This is a genomic window from Leptodesmis sp. (assembly GCF_052746595.1).
The window spans coordinates 30,325-47,835 of record NZ_JBRAGO010000024.1 but is presented as its reverse complement, the minus strand read 5'-3'; the positions used below and the strand labels follow the sequence as shown (position 1 = coordinate 47,835).

The following is a 17,511-nucleotide window of genomic DNA, read 5'->3' as shown; positions in this document are numbered from 1 at the left end:
GTCGTTCAGGTTATCCATCATGAGACTCAAAAAAGTTTTCTGCACCACTCAGGGTACGAACGGTTGAAATTTAACCCTTGTTCAACTCCAGAACCACAGTTTCTCTGATCGGAAAACAACCTTTTTCTAGCTGGACTTGGTTTAAGACGTGGGCAAGATCAGTAAGTTCCCGGAATCTCACTCGATTTTGGATGTTGGATTTTCGACCTTGGATTGTATAGAAGATTTTGGATTGTATAGAAGAATTACCCGGTCTTTCATGAATGGAGACAACATGAATGGAGACAAAGCGATCAGTAAAACTGCTCCCCAATGCAGGCTGGATAATCCAAAATCCAAAATCGCCAATCCAAAATTAGCTAACTCAGTGGGATTACTGAAAGGTGTCTACAGACTAACAAGGGAGACAGGATACTATGCCACAGGCTGTACAGTTCGGAAACTGTCCCTATTGAATAGGGAGATTGCTATAGCCGTTCTCCGGCCAACCCCTGGAGCAGTTGATCGGTGGGTACACCTTTACTCTGGATCAGAACGCCAAAGTTACCCAATCCCATTGGATCCACTAAGCGCTGCAAAGCATCCCGCCGCAACAGAATGTCCTGGATGGTTTTGGCATCTGTAGAGGTGGATTGGCTGAGAGTGGCAATCCGATCGCCCAATCCCAGCCCCATCAAAAACAACCCCTGCTTAGTCAGGCCAAGTGTATCCAGCCCCCATCGTTCCCCCTGTTTTTGCAAGGCGGTGAAATTCACATGGGCTGTAATATCCTGCTGACCCACGTAACGATAAGGATCGGAGTGATGGCGATGTTGGTAGTAACACTGCAGAGTGCCCTGGCTACGAACCGGATGGTAATAGCGCTCGCTGGAATACCCATAATCAATCGTCAGCACGTAGCCCCGTTGCAATCGGTTAGCTACTGCTGCCATCCAGTCCAGAGCAGCCAAGTTCACTTCCGTCTGGTAGCGATCGGGATAGCGAGAGGCCATCAGATCAACACCAAGCTGCTCGAAATATTCAGCCAGTTGAGGAGTAGACAGTTCACCGCTCACTTCAGTAAATGGCCGATCGTCCGCAGCAGGTTCAGCCAGAGTGACATACACTTCCTGCAACTGACCCGATTCCACAATCACTTGATGAACTGGCAAAGCATCCACTAACTCATTGGAGAGGAAACAGCCTGTTACTGACTCTGGCGCGATCGCAGCCAAATCGCTCCACCGAATCTGGGCACCCCGTTCCTGCAAAGGCTTTAACTGGTGTTTTTGTTCTGCAATCAGGGCTGGTGCCCGTTCCACAATTCGGTAATCCAGCCCTTTAAACAGATCAGAAGCGCGATGGACCAGGTAATTCAGGATGTCACTGGCTAATAATCCCTGCCCTGCTCCCATTTCCACTACGGTAAAGGGGTGGGGGTACTCCAGAAGTTGCCACATCTGCAGGAGTTGCTCGGCGATTAATTCCCCAAACTCTGCCCCCAGGTGGGGAGAGGTGAAAAAGTCACCCTGAGTGCCAATTTTGCTGGGAGCAGTGGCGTAATACCCATATTGCGGATGGTATAAGACCAACTCCATATATTCGGCAAAGGAAATGCGATCGCAAATGCTCTCGCGAATTTGCTGAGAAATCAGGCTAACGAGAGCTTTGCAATTACCGTGTTCGTCTAGTTGCAACACCACACTCCGCAGACACACGCTGTTTTTTCGACATCACCTTGACATTACTCGCCCAGACTGGCATATTCTCCATTGCCGATGTCAAACGAGACAGAAAATTGAGCGTTGGGGTTCATCTGCTTCAGCATCTTTAAATAAGCGTCCGCATCGTTACGGCGGCGGAAACGATTAACTGTTAGTTGCTTCATGTTCGGCAGTAACTTGTTAACGACCCAGGGGCTAAGCTTATCTTGGTAACTCATAACTATCACTTCTCGCGTATTTGAATGAACAACGTTTGCACTACTTCAGAACCCTCTATAGCCCGGTTTTCGCATCGCTGCTAGACCCCTCAACCGCTATATCTAGGCACCTCTGAAAGTGGCACTACTATAGATAGTGGTTAGCCAAGAAAATTGCAAAGCTTTTTACAAATCTTTACATTTGTAATGGTTCAAACTGAAAAAGTTGAGCTAGGACGCCTGTTTTAAGTTGCCTTACCCTTCCAGTTGGAGCCAGTTTACCCATGTAGTGCTAGTTCCAACTGGGAGGGTGACAGCTTGCTCAAACGCGATGGTCTCGCTGCTTCAATTCTTGAGCTAGGGGGAGCAGTGGGTTGAGATAACCCATTGCAGCGGGGCAAAGAATACCAAAGGGAGTCATACGATCGATAGAGTTTCCAAGGATGTTCCTAAACCTTTACCAGATTTGGCTTCCTGGAAAACAGCTAGATCAAACCAGAATGTGGTGCCAACTCCAACTTCACTTTTCAGATGGATATGGCTGTGGTGCTTCTCTAAAATATTGCGAACGATCGATAACCCCAGTCCCGTTCCTTCCAGCGTATGAACCCGGTTTTCGACGCGAAAGAAGCGATCGAAAATCGCTTCCTGATCTTCCGGGGCAATCCCAATTCCCGTATCGGCAACTTCCACCCGCACTGTTTTCGGAAGTTCTGCCCCATGTGATTCCAGATCGGGATCCCTATCTTCTGTAGTTTCCGACTTATCTGGTTCCACTCCATAAGCGCGAATGACCACCTGCCCACCAGATTCAGTAAACTTCAAAGCGTTTCCTACTAGATTGGTAAATACCTGCAGCAATAGGTCGTAATGACCCAATACAGGTGGCAAGTTAGGCTGCACCTCTTGTAACAGTTCAATTCCTTTATCGCGAGCATTGAGTTGATAGGTGCGTAAGGTTTGCTCGATCGGTTGTGCCAGATCAACCGCCTCAAAGTGATACAGTTTGCAGGATTCCAGACGGGATAGATCCAACACATCGTTGACCAAGCGAGTCAAGCGATCGGTTTCCCGGTTAGCAGTTTCTAAAAACTCCCGGCGCTGCTCAACACTCAGGTCTTCCCCATACTCATACAGGGTTTCAATGAAGGATTTGATATTGAATAGCGGTGTTCTCAATTCATGAGACACATTGCTGATGAATTGGCTTTTAGCCTCGTTGAGTTCAGCTTCACGGGTAATGTCCTGAATAGTAATGGCAACTCCCTTCACCGTTTCCCGGTACAGGTCAAACACCGTTGTCAACAGCAGACGAAAGGTACGATTCACAGGCTCCTTCAATGCTACCCGGAACTCTGCGCCCTCCCGCATATCTCCTTTGGCAATGCGATAGAGCGGACGAGTGATTTCTGCTTGCACTGGCGCAGGCAACAGATATAAAACGTTTTTTCCTTCTACCGTTTGCCCTTCCCAACCAAATAGCCGACGTGCCGTAGGATTCACCAGTACGACATGCAAATTTGTATCTAGCAGGACAGCCCCATCCGCAATGGTAGACACCAGTGTCTCCAGCTTAGCTTTTTCTGCTGTTAATTCTTCAATGTTCTGTTCTTCATAGCGCTCTAGCTTCTCAGCCATTTCATTGAAGCTAACGATCAGTTCGCCCAATTCCCCACCAAAGGGCAGATCAACTCGCTGTTTGAAGTTCCCAGAGGCAATATTTTTCACCCCTTGCAGCAGTTCTTTCAATGGTTTGGTAATCGTCAGGGCATTGAAGACTGCACCTAAAATGACCATCACCCAGATAGACACGAAGACCGCAATCGTCACATCACGAGTCAGGTGGGAGGAAGTCACAACAGTTGGGTTGGGGTTGGTACCGATCGCCAGCACGCCCTTATACTCGCCCTCGTAAAACAGCGGCACGAACACGTCTGTCACTTCGCCATCTGGTGTGAGATGCTGACGTACCATCGGCATATCCGTATGGGCTGCATAATCGTCTGGGAGATGAATCTTGCGACGGATGGTCAGGGAGTTTTGCACCTCTGATTCCGAAAAAGGAATGCCAAAGAAAATATTGCCTTCTTCATCGGCATACAGCATATAGCGAATGTTGGATGTGCTGCTGTAGAAGCGATGAGAGAACCGGGCCAGTTCGGTACGATTGTTTTCTCCAATCAGGGGAGCCACGTTTGCCGCCAGCAGCAATCCTAAATCTCGACCGAAGCGAGTATCGTTCAAACGAGCATCCTGCTGAATGGTATTTACCGCCCAGAAGGTTAGCCCACTCATGAGCAGGGACACAACCAGTGTGGCTACAGCCATTAGTTTTGTCTGGAGGGTGAATTCTGACCACCAGTGAGCAATAGTTTTGCGAATTGGTTTAAGAAGCTCCAGCAAAGCGACAGCGATCCAGTGACTTGCGAATGAACGATGGACTACTAAACTTTGTCCAGGCTCAGAACCGTAGCTGTTTTGTTAAGAAAAAGCTCCAGCCTTCTGGACAACTCGGGCTTTAGTTGTCAATTTTCTAACAAATTCTTACAAATTAACAACTGATAACCATAATTCTATGTTAAGGGATGTTTTTGAAATGGAGATTGCTCATCTTCTTACTCTCCGTCCACATGCTTGTAGAGATGTTGTGAAGAACGTTTCTCCTAGCTCGAAGTCGATCGGGCCGCCAGCACCCGATGGCCGATGTCTCGGCGGTAGTACATCCCTTCAAACTGAATTTTACTAACAGCGTCATAGGCATTGGCGATCGCGCTTTCAAAGTTTTCTCCTAACGCTGTAACCCCAAGTATCCGTCCGCCGTCCGTGACCAGTGTTCGTTGTCTCAGTTGAGTTCCGGCCTGAAACACAAGTGCACCCTGGGTTTCTGCTTCGTTAATGCCGGTAATGGGTTTGCCTCTCTCATAGGTATTGGGATAACCCTCGGCTGCAACGACCACGCAGGCGGCGACACCAGATTTCCATTCCAGTGGCGGAAAGTCAGCCAGACGTTTTTCAGTGCAGGCCAGCAAGAGTTCATGCAACGGAGTTTCCAGCAGTGGTAGCACTACCTGAGTTTCAGGATCGCCAAAGCGGCTGTTAAATTCAATTACTTTGGGATCCCCTGCTGGAGTAATCATCAGTCCAGCATAGAGAACACCACAGTAGGGAATGTTGCGCTTCTGTAAAGTGGCGATCGCAGGTTCTAAAATCTCTTGTTGAATCCGTTCCATTAACGCTGGGGTGACGATCGGAGCCGGGGCATAGGCTCCCATCCCGCCAGTATTGGCTCCCGTATCTCCCTCCCCAATTCGTTTGTGATCCTGTGCGGGAACCAGGGGCCGAATCGTGATCCCATCCGTCACCGCCAGGATGGAAACTTCCTGTCCGGTGAGGCATTCTTCAATCACAACCCGCTCACCCGCCTGCCCAAATTTTCCGGCAAAGGCATCGACGATCGCGGCTTCCGCTTCCTCCACTGTAGTAGCCACGGTTACGCCCTTACCGGCGGCTAACCCGTCGGCCTTAATCACAATCGGTGCTCCTTGCTGCCGAACATAGGCGATCGCCGGAGCCGCACTCGTAAACACAGCAGACTGAGCCGTAGGAATCTTTGCTTCCAGCATCAGATCTTTTGCCCAGGCTTTACTGGCTTCAATTTGAGCGGCTATGCGGGTTGGCCCAAATACGGTTAACCCCTGCTCTTTTAAATAATCTGTAATGCCAGCCGCTAAAGGCACCTCTGGCCCAATGACCACCAGAGAAATTCCATTTACCAGCGCAAACCGGGCCATGCCTTCAAAATCGGACATATTCATAGCGAGATTACGGCAACGGGCCATTGCAGCCGTTCCCCCATTTCCAGGAACACAGGTCACATGCTGAACTTGATCGGACTGCAGGAGCTTCCAGACCAGGGCATGTTCCCGCCCACCATTCCCAACGACTAAAACCTTCACGTTGCCAACTCCTCTGTGATCCCTAAGCAATCTCGATTCAGCCAAACGTTTCCCATTATGTCATGGTCTTGACGGGAAATGGTTGGGATGCGGGGAATAGGGGGTAGGGTGGAAGAGGATTGCAGTTGGAAATTTTAGGAGACTGGCATAGATGACTGGAGAGAGAGTGGCAGCAATGGTGCGTTTTGGGGTTAGGGGACAGGTGGGAGTTGTGGGGATGGCAACGATCGCCCTGCTAGCGGGAATGGGCGGAAGGGCTAATTGGGCGATCGCCCAAATGACAGCTTCTCCAGAGAGGGTTTCTCCATCTGTGTCATCTATCCCTCAAATTGTGCCTTTTGTCTCTCAAACAGAGCAGCAACCAGCGGCTCAAGGCCAGTCCAATACGGCTAAACCTCCCAAAGCGGCTCCCTTACCGGATAAATTTCCTCCAAATCCGCTGGAGATTACAGAACCCGATCTCCTGATTCCCTACGACTATAAAGATCGTCCGCTGACGGCTCAGGAGCGGAGAGGGATGACGGCGGCGGCAGATCGGTTGGCCCTGCGAGGAGTAGCTCAGTTTCAGCAGGGAAACGAAGTGGCAGCCTTTGTATCCTGGAACCGGGAACTGCGCTTGCGTCGGGTTGCAGGCCTACTGGCTGCGGAAGTTAGGGCTTTGGGGCGGGTTGGGGATGTGGCCTGGAAGACGAACAACCTGACCGAACTACGGTACATCACTTTACGTCTGGATGACATCTGGAAGTTGACTAGGCCCTCAACAGATGCTTCTAAATCTGACCAACAGCAAACTCAGACTGGTGTGTCTGGATCGGCTCCCGATCGCCTTCAACTCTGGCAGGAATTGGGATTGGCCTATCAACTGGTGCGCTTACCCAAATCTGCTACGCAAGTCTATGAAGAACTTTTGGCAGAGGCCCGTCGGCGTGATAATACTTACCTGCTAGAGGCCACGTTAATTAGCCTGGGACAGGTGCAGATGGGTTGGTTTGATTATGCGGGAGCCACCAAAACCTATCAGGAATTACTGGAGCGAACGCAGGCTAGAAAGGATATATTTAACGAACCAATTTATTTGAATCAACTGGCTTACATTGCAGAGCAGGCCAAGCAACCGGAACAGGCCATCAACTATCAGGAAGAGCTGATCAACTTCTACCAGCGACTGAACGATCCTAGCCCGATTCCTGCTCTCAAAGTCAGAATTGCCGACAACTACCGCCTCCTGAAACGCCTGGATCAGGCCGAAGCAAACTATCAACTGGCCTATCAACTGGCTCAACCCCAGATGCAGTTCGCCATTGCCGGAGATGCTCTAAGAAAGTTAGGTGATCTCTATCGAGACAATAATCGTCTGGAGGCGGCGCTTCGTACGTATTCCTTCCTGGTACTTGTGGAACAGCAGGCCTACAATACCTACGGCGTAATGACAGCATACGACCAACTGGGACAACTGTACACGCAACAGAAACAGTATTCTCAAGCGATCGCGGCCTTCCAAAAAGGTCTGGAAATTGCCCGTCAACTAAAAAATCGAGAGGATTATTTCGTGAGTCAGATTGAGAAACTGGAGAAGGGAGAAGGGAGTAGGGAGTAGGCAGTATCTCGTTCGGGAACCCGTACAAGCAAAAATATTGCACTTCTGGAGGGTGGTTCGTTAAATTAGCACTCAGGAGTTGAGAGTGCTAATTTTAAGGTCAACTCCAGGTAGACTTGTAATAGTCATAAGAGCTGAGTCTGATTCAGTTTCAGATGAGTTAGATCTGCTCTTCATGCTAGCTCGCTTTGGTGCTTGCACTTGATGCTAGTCAGGTGCGTGGCTAGATCGGGCTGCATTGTAATGAGAACTTTTTGTTCCACTTAGCTAACCTGCTAGTTTGGAGAATTGTGTATGGCAGCTATTTCGTTGAGCGTTAGTACCGTAAAGCCTTTGGGCGATCGTGTGTTTATTAAAGTCAGTGCTTCTGAAGAAAAAACGGCTGGTGGTATTCTGCTACCCGATACGGCTAAGGAAAAGCCCCAGGTTGGTGAAGTAGTTGCCGTCGGCCCTGGCAAGCGAGATGACAAGGGCGCAAAGATTGAGCCAGAAGTGAAAGTTGGCGACAAGGTGCTCTACTCGAAGTATGCAGGTACTGATGTCAAGCTCGGCACCGAGGAATATGTGCTGCTGTCTGAGAAAGACATTTTAGCGATCGTCCAATAAATTTTGGATTTTAGATTTTGGATTTTTAGATTTCTTTTGATGATCTAAATCCAAAGTCTGAACCTGAAGTTAATTATTCAACCCCAAATCCAAAATCGCAAACCTAGAATTACTGAGGAACTATGGCTAAGCGCATCATTTACAACGAAAATGCTCGTCGTGCCCTGGAAAAGGGAATGGACATCCTGGCTGAGGCTGTGGCGGTTACCCTTGGCCCCAAAGGTCGCAACGTGGTGCTAGAGAAGAAGTTTGGCGCACCCCAAATTATCAATGACGGAGTGACGATCGCCAAGGAAATTGAATTGGAAGATCATGTTGAAAACACTGGCGTTTCTTTGATTCGTCAAGCAGCTTCCAAGACCAACGATGCGGCAGGTGACGGTACCACTACGGCAACCGTTCTGGCTCACGCAATGGTAAAAGAAGGGCTGCGGAACGTGGCGGCTGGTGCCAATGCGATCGCCCTCAAGCGCGGTATTGATAAGGCAACCAACTTCCTGGTAGGCAAAATTGCTGAGCACTCCCGTCCGGTGGAAGATTCCAAGGCAATTGCTCAGGTGGGTGCCATCTCTGCGGGTAACGACGATGAAGTTGGTCAAATGATTGCCAGCGCGATGGAAAAGGTGGGCAAGGAAGGTGTGATTTCCCTGGAAGAAGGTAAATCCATGACCACCGAACTGGAAGTTACCGAAGGGATGCGCTTTGACAAGGGCTATATCTCTCCTTACTTCGCCACTGACACCGAGCGCATGGAAGCGGTTCTGGATGAACCTTTCCTGCTGATCACCGACAAGAAGATCACCCTGGTACAAGACTTGGTGCCCATACTGGAGCAAGTAGCTCGTGCAGGTCGTCCCCTGGTGATCATTGCAGAAGACATTGAGAAAGAAGCGCTGGCAACCCTGGTGGTTAACCGTCTGCGGGGTGTGCTAAATGTGGCTGCTGTCAAGGCTCCTGGCTTCGGCGATCGCCGCAAGGCCATGCTGGAAGACATCGCCGTTCTCACGGGTGGTCAACTAATTACCGAAGATGCGGGTCTGAAACTGGACAACACCAAGCTGGATATGCTGGGTAAGGCTCGCCGTGTCACCATCACCAAAGACAACACCACGATCGTGGCTGAAGGCAACGAAGCGGCTGTGAAGGCTCGTGTGGAACAAATCCGTCGTCAAATGGAAGAAACCGAATCTTCCTATGACAAGGAAAAGCTGCAAGAGCGTCTGGCTAAGCTGGCTGGCGGTGTGGCTGTGGTGAAAGTTGGTGCAGCTACCGAAACTGAAATGAAGGATCGTAAGTTGCGTCTGGAGGATGCCATCAACGCCACCAAGGCAGCCGTTGAAGAAGGGATTGTTCCTGGTGGTGGTACAACCCTGGCTCACCTGGCTCCCGATCTGGAATCCTGGGCAAACAGCAACCTGTCTGGCGAAGAACTGATCGGTGCCATGATTGTCTCCCGTGCGCTGGCGGCTCCCCTGAAGCGGATTGCTGAAAACGCGGGTCAAAATGGTGCTGTGATTGCTGAACGGGTGAAAGAGAAAGAATTCAATGTCGGCTTCAACGCAGCCACCAATGAATTCGTAGACATGTTCCAGGCTGGTATTGTTGACCCTGCGAAGGTGACTCGTTCCGCGCTGCAAAACGCGGCTTCCATCGCGGGCATGGTACTGACCACCGAGTGTATCGTAGTTGACAAGCCCGAACCCAAGGACGCAGCTCCTGCTGGTGCTGGTGGCGGCATGGGCGGCGACCTCGATTACTAAGCAGAAAGTAGGGAACAAGGAATAGGGATTTGATACTCTTTAGCCTTGCTCCTGACCCAGACCGATTACAACGAGCGATCGCTTCTCCAGGAGAGGCGATCGCTATTTTTTGTATGCGGCTAGCCTGTTCTAAGATTTAGGTGTTCAGCCGCAGGATCATCAATCCCAGGCTGACTATTGTGGGTTTGTATTGGCATCCGGCTCCATGACAACTATCACCATTTATCTTTGGCAAATCATTGCACTGGGCGGAGTCATTCTGTTGGGAGCGATCGGGATTGGAATACTCACAGGAATGGCCCAACGCCTTCAGGTCGAGAAATCGCTACGAGCCAGTGAAGCCCGCAACCGCGCCATTTTGATGGCCATTCCCGATATGATTACCCTTTGTAGGGGAGATGGCACTTTTCTGGACATCATCCAAACCAGTTCACTGATCAGCCTGATTCAAGACCCTAATCCAGTTGGGAAGCATCTATCAGAACTCCTGCCGATGGAAGTAGCAGAGCGGCAACTAGCGGCTATGCAACGGACGTTAGCCACTCACGAACCTCAAATTTATGAGCAAGAGGTCTGGGTGCAAGGCAAATTGCAATATGAAGAAATCCGCGTTGTTCCCTGTGGAGAGGATGCAGTCCTCATCATTGTTCGAGACATTAGTGATCGGCACCAACTTGATCGCATCAAAGATCAATTTATCTCGATCGTCAGCCATGAACTGCGCACTCCCCTGACCGCGATTCAGGGATCGCTTGGCATCTTGGATGCTGGAGTATTGAGCAATGAACCGGAAACATCCAGGCACATGCTACGGGTTGCATTGAATAACAGTGAGCGATTAGTGCGCTTAGTGAATAACATTCTCGACTTAGAACGGTTGGAATCCGGTAAGGTTAACCTGGTGATGCAATCCTGTGAGGTGAATGATCTGGTTCAGCAGGCAGTGGAATCCGTACAAGCGATCGCCACTGGCTCCTTTACCCGTATTGCTTGGGCACCAGTATCCGCTCAGGTTTGGGCTGCTCCCGATGCCATTGTTCAAACTCTCACCAACCTCCTGGGAAATGCCATTAAGTTTTCCCCTGAAGGCAGTACGATTTGGCTCAGAGCCGAAAGGGAGAGCGGAGCATGGGGCAGCGAAAATGGGAAAGTAAAGATAGAAGCAGGCCAAAAGCAAGCAGCAGAAGAGCTGGCACTGGTTATTAGGCATGCGTCAGTGAGTCATGCGTCACCAATTAACCCAAGGCCCGAGGGAAGAAACCTGCAAGAAGGTAAACCAGATGGACATTATAGAATGCTGAATTCACAAGCCCCAAACCCTGAACCACAAGCTAATCAACTAACAAGGATAGAGGACACAGGCCGATAGCCAACCCAAAACCCTCCTATATCCTCTTTTCGATTAAGGATCAGGGACGCGGTACTCCGGAAGAAAAACTGGAGTATATTTTCGATCGCTTTCAGCAAGTGGATGTGTCTGATTCTCGCCAAAAGGGCGGCACTGGGTTAGGACTGGCTATATGTAAAAGCATTGTGCAACAGCACGGTGGACAGATTTGGGTAGAAAGCAGTCCTGGTCAAGGCAGCACGTTTTATTTCACTCTCCCGTTGCTACACGCTCAAGAGACAAGCTAAGCCGCTAAGCAGAGCAAGAAATGTCCAGATTTGACACAGAACTTCACCCTAGTCCAAGTCCAAAACCGTCGTTTCTCTGATCGGAAAACGACCGTTCTCTAACTGGACTTGGTTTAAGAGCTTTGTCAGCAAAGTTTATAAAACTGGACAATCCCAGCAGGGAATTCATTCGATAATGGGGTGCGTTGATTGGTAGGGGTGGGGAATCCAATATTATGAGTTACCGCATGAATCGCCGCGCCTATGCGGAAACCTTTGGCCCAACCGTGGGCGATCGCCTCCGGTTAGCCGATACGGAATTGATCATTGAAGTCGAGCAAGATTACACCACCTACGGCGATGAGGTGAAATTTGGTGGTGGCAAGGTGATCCGGGAAGGGATGGGCCAATCTCCCATTACCAATGCCAACGGAGCTGTAGACACCGTCATTACCAACGCCCTGATTCTGGATTGGTGGGGTATTGTTAAAGCTGATGTGGAGATTAAGGATGGCAAAATTCATGTGATCGGCAAGGCCGGAAATCCCCAGATTCAAGACAATGTGACGATCATCATTGGCCCCGGTACAGAAGCGATCGCCGGGGAAGGAATGATTCTCACGGCAGGTGGCATTGATACTCACATTCACTTCATCTGTCCTCAGCAAATCGAAGTCGCGATCGCCTCTGGCGTAACCACCATGATCGGCGGTGGAACTGGCCCTGCGGCTGGAACCAATGCCACCACCTGCACTCCTGGCCCCTGGAATCTGCACCGGATGTTGCAGGCTGCCGAAGCGTTTCCCATGAATCTCGGTTTTCTGGGAAAAGGAAACAGTGCCAAACCAGAAGGACTGCGGGAACAGGTGGAAGCCGGAGCGATGGGGCTGAAACTTCACGAAGACTGAGGAACTACACCAGCCGCGATCGATACCTGTCTGAGTGTGGCCGATGAGTATGATATCCAGGTAGCGATCCACACCGATACCCTGAATGAAGCTGGATTTGTGGAAGATACGATCGCCGCCTTCAAAAACCGCTGCATCCACACTTATCACACGGAAGGGGCTGGAGGAGGGCACGCACCTGATATTATCAAAATCTGCGGTCAGCCGAATGTGTTGCCGTCTTCCACGAATCCCACCCGTCCCTACACCATCAACACCCTGGATGAACACCTGGATATGCTGATGGTCTGCCATCACCTGGATCCGGGCATTGCCGAAGATATTGCCTTTGCCGAATCTCGCATTCGTCGGGAAACGATCGCCGCTGAAGACATCCTGCACGATCTGGGAGCCTTCAGTATGCTGTCTTCCGACTCGCAGGCAATGGGCCGAATTGGAGAAGTGATCATTCGTACCTGGCAGACGGGCCACAAGATGAAAGTGCAGCGCGGCTGGCTCTCTCCCCTCAAAGATGAGCAGGGACGACCCGATTGCAACCCTCGCAACGATAACTTCCGGGCCAAACGCTACATCGCTAAGTACACAATTAATCCGGCTCTCACTCACGGCATTGCTGACTATGTAGGTTCCGTGGAAGTAGGAAAATTGGCGGATCTGTGCCTCTGGCGACCTGCTATGTTCGGGGTGAAGCCGGAAATGGTGATTAAAAGTGGTCTGATTGCCTGGTCACAAATGGGTGATGCCAATGCCAGCATTCCCACGCCCCAACCTGTTCACATGCGTCCCATGTTTGCCAGCTTTGGCAGTGCGATCGCAGCCACTTCCCTGACATTTTTGTCTAAGATTGCGTGCGATCGTGGCATTCCCCACCACTTGGGCCTACAAAAACGCATTGCCCCCGTTGCCAATATTCGCCAGCTTACCAAACGCGACATGAAACTCAACGATGCTATGCCCCACATGGAAGTTGATCCCGAAACCTACGAAGTCCGCGCCGACGGCGAACTCCTCACCTGCGAACCCGCCACCGTCCTCCCAATGGCCCAACGCTACTTCTTGTTCTGAAACATCATCACCCTAGCGACTGAAGTTGCGGCTATCCGGAGAAAACCTGCCAACGCAGGTTACTAGAAACCTGGTTTTATTGAGTCTGTGTCAGTAGACTGGGCGAGTGTAGTCGCGATTTTAACCGCCGGACATCTTTCAAACCCCCTCTAAACAGTGGGATGGATGGGCAAGGGTTTTTGGCTGGGAACGCCGATCGCACGGGGATAAGTTAGAGGTGTTGGTTTAACCTTGCGGAGATAAATACAGGTGCGATCGCTGTGGGAAATCGGAGTGACGAATTGATCCACCTGTTCCAGGAGGCCTCCCAATAGAGTCGCTGCTTGAGTCAATTGAGCATTTTCTGCCGGAGTCCACTGGCCTCGATAAAGTACAGCAACCCCGCCAAGTTTGAGTAAGGGTAAAGCGTACTCTGCACAGACTGGAGCCGTAGCTACGGCTCGAATCAGGGCTAGATCAAAGGTTTCCCGGTAGGTTGAAGATTGGCCTACTGGCTCTGCTCGCTCAACAAGCGTCTGGACATTGGAGAGCTTCAGGACTGTCAGCAGATGCTTCAGAAACTCAATTTTTTTGCGAGTTGAATCTAATAAAGTGACTGTCCAGGTGGGCTGGGCGATCGCAGCAGGAATTCCAGGAAATCCAGCGCCGGTACCAATATCAATCACAGACAGTTGAGAGTTGAGAGCTGAGAGTTGAGAATTAGGAGTTGGAGGATTTACTGCTTCAACTCCATCAGCACTGTGTAGCCAGGGTTGAATGCCGCGCAGGGAATCCCACAGGTGCTTCTCCCAAAAATCGATGGGGTCTGTGATGCGGGTCAAGTTTAACTGGCGATTCCCTTCCAGAATGCCTGCATAGAGTTGCTGAAACTGGCTTTGCTGATGAGCATCGGGTTGCCAGGATAGGGTACTCAACCAGCGATCGGGGCAGTCGGGCAGATGAGGCGCGTCAGCAGGAAGAATCATGTTGCAATCAGGGGTTGGTTCTTGCTGGCTTTTAAGCTTTCTGGAGAAACGGCAGAGAGTTCGCCGTGGCTGAGTGTCCAGCATTGGTCAGCAATATCCACCAACTCACTCGCATCGTGGGAAACCACCAGCAAACTCCAGTGGGTTTTCAGTTTGGCCAGCAGATTTACCAGTTGCCGGCGCATCGACCAATCCAGTCCAGCCGTTGGTTCATCCAGTAACAGCAGATGCGGTTGCCGGATCAATTGCACCGCCAGAGCCAGCCGCCGTTGCTGTCCGCCACTCAAGGATTGAGGGGATGTACTGAGGGCTAAATGTTCCAGTCCAACTTCAGTAAGCGCTTGTTGGATGCGATCGCGGGTCAGTTCAGGGTGGCCCAACCGTAACTCTTCCAGAATGGTGCCACCGCAGAAATGCCGTTCGGGAAACTGAAACACCAGCCCACTCAGTTGTTGCAAGTGAAGTGGGGTGAGTTCCTGTTCTCGCCAATAAATCTCCCCACGCGTCTTTTCTGCCAGTCCGGCCAGAATTTCTAAGAGGGTGCTTTTGCCCGATCCACTGGGGCCAACAATCAAAGTCAGTTGTTTGGGGGCAACCTGTAAATTAATCCCTTTCAGAATCGGGGTGTGGCTGGCGGTGGGGTGGTAAGTCAGATTTTTCAGATATAGCATTCAAAATAATCTCAGAGGAGCGATCGCAGGCAAGCAGAGCAGTCGGAACTTTTGGCCCCTGGAAAGTGTCAGATGCTGTGCCTGCAGCAATATGTTTTCCCATTATGCCCAACGCCTGCTCGCATGGCCATTAGCTGCTGAATCTGGACTAGGCATTGCCAAGAAATCAGCGATAGGATAGAAGCCGATTACCGGAATACCCGCTATGACTGACTGGTTAATACCTTCTCAAAAAACTCCTGCCCAAGCCGTTTTCAGGTCGGCTTCCCGAATCGTTAGTGCGGCGATCGTGGCCTTTGGGCTATGGTCAGGTTCTGTTCTGGCCCAAGATCCCTTTCGCACGACAGATGCAAGGCCAATCAACGAAAATACCCAAAAAGCGTTTGAAGCCTTTTTCAAACAAGGCGATTATAAATTGGCTGCTGATTACCTCAGTAAAGCAGATCCCAATGAACCGCTGGCCCTGGCAATGAAAGCCTCCTTAACTTACACAGATATGTTGGGGTTAAACAAGGATGAAGCTGACAAACGCTCTACCATACTGGAACAGTTTCGTTCCTATGCGGCTCAAACTCGCAGTGCGGCAGAAGGGTTAGCAGCTAAAGATTCATTACGGAGTAATTTATATCTGGCCGTCAGTCATTTTTTTGATGGAATTTATGCCTTTACCAAGGAGGGCACGATCAAAGGAACCGCCCAGGTGCTGGGTGAGTTGCAGCAAATCATGAAATATTTGAATGCGGCTGAAGCTCAATCTCCCAATGATCCAGAACTGAACCTGCTGCGGGGCTTTATGGATGTGTATGTAGGTTTATATCTGCCCCTGTCTAGCCCTACGAAAGGATTAGAACGCCTGGAGAAGTACGCGACTCCCCGCTATCTGGCAGAACGGGGACTGGCAATGGGCTATCTGGAACTGAAACAATTTGATAAAGCGGCCGAAGCGGTCGATCGCGCGATCGGCCAGGCTCCTGATAACCCCGAACTCTGGTATCTGAAAGCCAGGATTCTCGCCAAACAAGGCAAGGTTCAGGAAAGTGTGACCTACCTGGAAAAAGCGCTGAGCAAACAAGACCAGTTACCCCACAGCCTGGTAAAAGAAATCAATCGGACGTTAAGAAAGACGAAAGAGCGCATCACAGGGGCCAGGTAAAGCACTTAACAAAAAGCACTTAACAAATTAATTGGGGTGAGCAACCAAATGTTGAAGCCCTTTTCCTTGGCTTTAGTTATCTGCCGGAAAAGGGCTTTTGAATGGCCAATAGGAAGCCAATTGTAAATGTACTAAACTGCAGTACAGGCTTTGCAATAGAACTTATGTTTCTGAGAACGGTATCCCTCCAGAACCTTACTCATCAAGCGCCAATGGGGGGCAGCAAAACTTTTCATTGGCCCAATTTGAGATAACCATTCAGCCACTTCTGGATGGCAATATTGCATGGAAGTCAAAAACTTGTCCCAATGCTGAGGCAACATGGAGTCATGATAATGAATAATCTTTGCCTCACTAAACAGATTGACATCGAACCATTTCGGTCGTTTATTTCGGTAATTAACTGAGAAGTTATAGGATATCGGTAAGGCTTTCCAGGGTAGGTTCTGTTTAACCATTGCGAGGCCAACAGCAATCATTTCATTCATGCCAATCACAAATAGCCCTGATGTATTAGGTACTAACCTGGAGTCAAGTAGATGAAGACAAGTATCCAAATAATACTGACCAAAATTTGAATTTCGGCGATACACAAACATACCGCTATTCCAAAGTAGGCGGATCTGTAAATCTTCGGCTTGTGCCAGTACCCAGGGCAGTGCTTCTATATCGATCCCCAATGTCTGGCAAATTGCTTGCCAATAGGGTTCAAACTCATCGCCAGGGCCGCTGGTAGCAATGTCTTTAAATGTGGCGCAAGCGGCAAAATCTATATCTTCTTCTAATATTAAGTCCTCTGGCTCACCCACAATCAGAAGGTCACTATCGAGCCAACAAATAAATTCTGAGGTGCTTATCTTTTCTACTGCTGCAAGTGCTTGGGGTTTATTAACGTAAGATAACCAGGTATAGGGATGATCGGCCTGAAAGCGCAGGTATTCTATATTTAATTCTTCCAGTAAACGATGAGTTCTGTTAGACAAAGGACAGCCTAAACGGGGGGTCACAGCAATTACCCGGGCATTGGCAAACCGCCCTCCCCAACGCCGCAAACTTTCAAGCATGCGTATGGCTTGGGCTTCTAACCATCCAGACTCGATGCAGCAGACAAATGTAATGTCGGGTTGTTTTTTAAAAATGACAGTGGGGCGATCTCCCGCAAACTGCCTGGGTGTTTTAACTAACTCTTGGTAAATCATCTGCTGAAATCCTGCTTGTTCACAGTCGGCTAACATGTATTTATCCTTACATACCCGCTATTAAGAAACAGTAAAGTTACACAGAGAGTTTGTAAATATACGTACTAACTAATACAG

Annotated in this window: 13 protein-coding genes and 1 pseudogene; 7 read left to right on the top strand and 7 right to left on the bottom strand. The window is 49.9% G+C overall.

Annotated features, from left to right (window positions below; genetic code table 11):
- Positions 1-467: 467 nt before the first annotated feature.
- From ACUVQO_RS07605 to purD, 4 genes are all read right to left on the bottom strand, one after another.
- Complete coding sequence (locus ACUVQO_RS07605) at positions 468-1,679, bottom strand: class I SAM-dependent methyltransferase (protein ID WP_445925287.1); 1,212 nt, start codon at positions 1,677-1,679, stop codon at positions 468-470.
- A 44-nt stretch (positions 1,680-1,723) separates the two neighbouring features.
- A complete protein-coding gene (locus ACUVQO_RS07600; protein ID WP_445925283.1) occupies positions 1,724-1,867 on the bottom strand; it encodes a hypothetical protein in 144 nt (47 codons plus the stop codon).
- A gap of 450 nt (positions 1,868-2,317) precedes the next feature.
- Positions 2,318-4,228, bottom strand: coding sequence for a two-component system sensor histidine kinase NblS (gene nblS, locus ACUVQO_RS07595; RefSeq protein ID WP_445925282.1), 1,911 nt, complete (start codon positions 4,226-4,228; stop codon positions 2,318-2,320).
- Between the two features lie 335 nt (positions 4,229-4,563).
- The gene (purD, locus tag ACUVQO_RS07590; protein WP_445925281.1) at positions 4,564-5,856 is read right to left on the bottom strand and encodes a phosphoribosylamine--glycine ligase; all 1,293 of its coding nucleotides are present in this window, start codon (positions 5,854-5,856) and stop codon (positions 4,564-4,566) included.
- Positions 5,857-6,007: 151 nt separating this feature from the next.
- Between purD and ACUVQO_RS07585 the strand changes: the two genes are divergently transcribed.
- From ACUVQO_RS07585 to ureC, 6 genes and pseudogenes are all read left to right on the top strand, one after another.
- Positions 6,008-7,453, top strand: coding sequence for a tetratricopeptide repeat protein (locus ACUVQO_RS07585; protein ID WP_445925280.1), 1,446 nt, complete (start codon positions 6,008-6,010; stop codon positions 7,451-7,453).
- Positions 7,454-7,747: 294 nt separating this feature from the next.
- Positions 7,748-8,059 (top strand): co-chaperone GroES, encoded by a 312-nt coding sequence (groES, locus tag ACUVQO_RS07580; RefSeq protein WP_445925279.1) that lies wholly within the window; start codon positions 7,748-7,750, stop codon positions 8,057-8,059.
- 122 nt (positions 8,060-8,181) lie between these two features.
- The gene (gene groL, locus ACUVQO_RS07575) at positions 8,182-9,819 is read left to right on the top strand and encodes a chaperonin GroEL (protein ID WP_445925278.1); all 1,638 of its coding nucleotides are present in this window, start codon (positions 8,182-8,184) and stop codon (positions 9,817-9,819) included.
- A 205-nt stretch (positions 9,820-10,024) separates the two neighbouring features.
- Positions 10,025-11,188, top strand: coding sequence for a sensor histidine kinase (locus ACUVQO_RS07570; protein WP_445925277.1), 1,164 nt, complete (start codon positions 10,025-10,027; stop codon positions 11,186-11,188).
- Positions 11,185-11,454 carry a sensor histidine kinase gene (locus ACUVQO_RS07565; protein WP_445925286.1) on the top strand — a complete coding sequence of 90 codons (270 nt, stop codon included), beginning with the start codon at positions 11,185-11,187 and terminating at the stop codon, positions 11,452-11,454. The genes ACUVQO_RS07570 and ACUVQO_RS07565 overlap by 4 nt, the downstream gene beginning before the upstream one ends.
- 215 nt (positions 11,455-11,669) lie before the next feature.
- Positions 11,670-13,406: pseudogene (gene ureC / locus ACUVQO_RS07560) on the top strand (urease subunit alpha).
- 149 nt (positions 13,407-13,555) lie between these two features.
- Here ureC and rsmG read toward each other — a convergent pair.
- Both rsmG and ACUVQO_RS07550 read right to left on the bottom strand, forming a co-directional pair.
- Positions 13,556-14,371, bottom strand: a complete 816-nt coding sequence (gene rsmG / locus ACUVQO_RS07555) for a 16S rRNA (guanine(527)-N(7))-methyltransferase RsmG (protein WP_445925276.1) — start codon at positions 14,369-14,371, stop codon at positions 13,556-13,558.
- The gene (locus tag ACUVQO_RS07550; protein WP_445925275.1) at positions 14,368-15,042 is read right to left on the bottom strand and encodes an ABC transporter ATP-binding protein; all 675 of its coding nucleotides are present in this window, start codon (positions 15,040-15,042) and stop codon (positions 14,368-14,370) included. The genes rsmG and ACUVQO_RS07550 overlap by 4 nt, the downstream gene beginning before the upstream one ends.
- A gap of 205 nt (positions 15,043-15,247) precedes the next feature.
- On the opposite strand from ACUVQO_RS07550, the gene ACUVQO_RS07545 reads away from it, so the two are divergent.
- Positions 15,248-16,195, top strand: coding sequence for a Sll0314/Alr1548 family TPR repeat-containing protein (locus ACUVQO_RS07545; RefSeq protein WP_445925274.1), 948 nt, complete (start codon positions 15,248-15,250; stop codon positions 16,193-16,195).
- 131 nt (positions 16,196-16,326) lie between these two features.
- Here ACUVQO_RS07545 and ACUVQO_RS07540 read toward each other — a convergent pair whose 3' ends face one another.
- Positions 16,327-17,430: a hypothetical protein gene (locus ACUVQO_RS07540; protein WP_445925273.1), complete on the bottom strand. Its 1,104-nt coding sequence runs from the start codon at positions 17,428-17,430 to the stop codon at positions 16,327-16,329.
- Positions 17,431-17,511 lie beyond the last annotated feature (81 nt).

Coding starts and splice junctions, on each gene's coding strand:
- ACUVQO_RS07600 (WP_445925283.1), bottom strand. CDS start 1,867: ATGAAGCAACTAACAGTTAATCGTTTCCGCCGCCGTAACGATGCGGAC.
- ACUVQO_RS07540 (WP_445925273.1), bottom strand. CDS start 17,430: ATGTTAGCCGACTGTGAACAAGCAGGATTTCAGCAGATGATTTACCAA.
- rsmG (WP_445925276.1), bottom strand. CDS start 14,371: ATGATTCTTCCTGCTGACGCGCCTCATCTGCCCGACTGCCCCGATCGC.
- ACUVQO_RS07545 (WP_445925274.1), top strand. CDS start 15,248: ATGACTGACTGGTTAATACCTTCTCAAAAAACTCCTGCCCAAGCCGTT.
- ACUVQO_RS07570 (WP_445925277.1), top strand. CDS start 10,025: ATGACAACTATCACCATTTATCTTTGGCAAATCATTGCACTGGGCGGA.
- ACUVQO_RS07585 (WP_445925280.1), top strand. CDS start 6,008: ATGACTGGAGAGAGAGTGGCAGCAATGGTGCGTTTTGGGGTTAGGGGA.
- ACUVQO_RS07550 (WP_445925275.1), bottom strand. CDS start 15,042: ATGCTATATCTGAAAAATCTGACTTACCACCCCACCGCCAGCCACACC.
- nblS (WP_445925282.1), bottom strand. CDS start 4,228: ATGGCTGTAGCCACACTGGTTGTGTCCCTGCTCATGAGTGGGCTAACC.
- groL (WP_445925278.1), top strand. CDS start 8,182: ATGGCTAAGCGCATCATTTACAACGAAAATGCTCGTCGTGCCCTGGAA.
- groES (WP_445925279.1), top strand. CDS start 7,748: ATGGCAGCTATTTCGTTGAGCGTTAGTACCGTAAAGCCTTTGGGCGAT.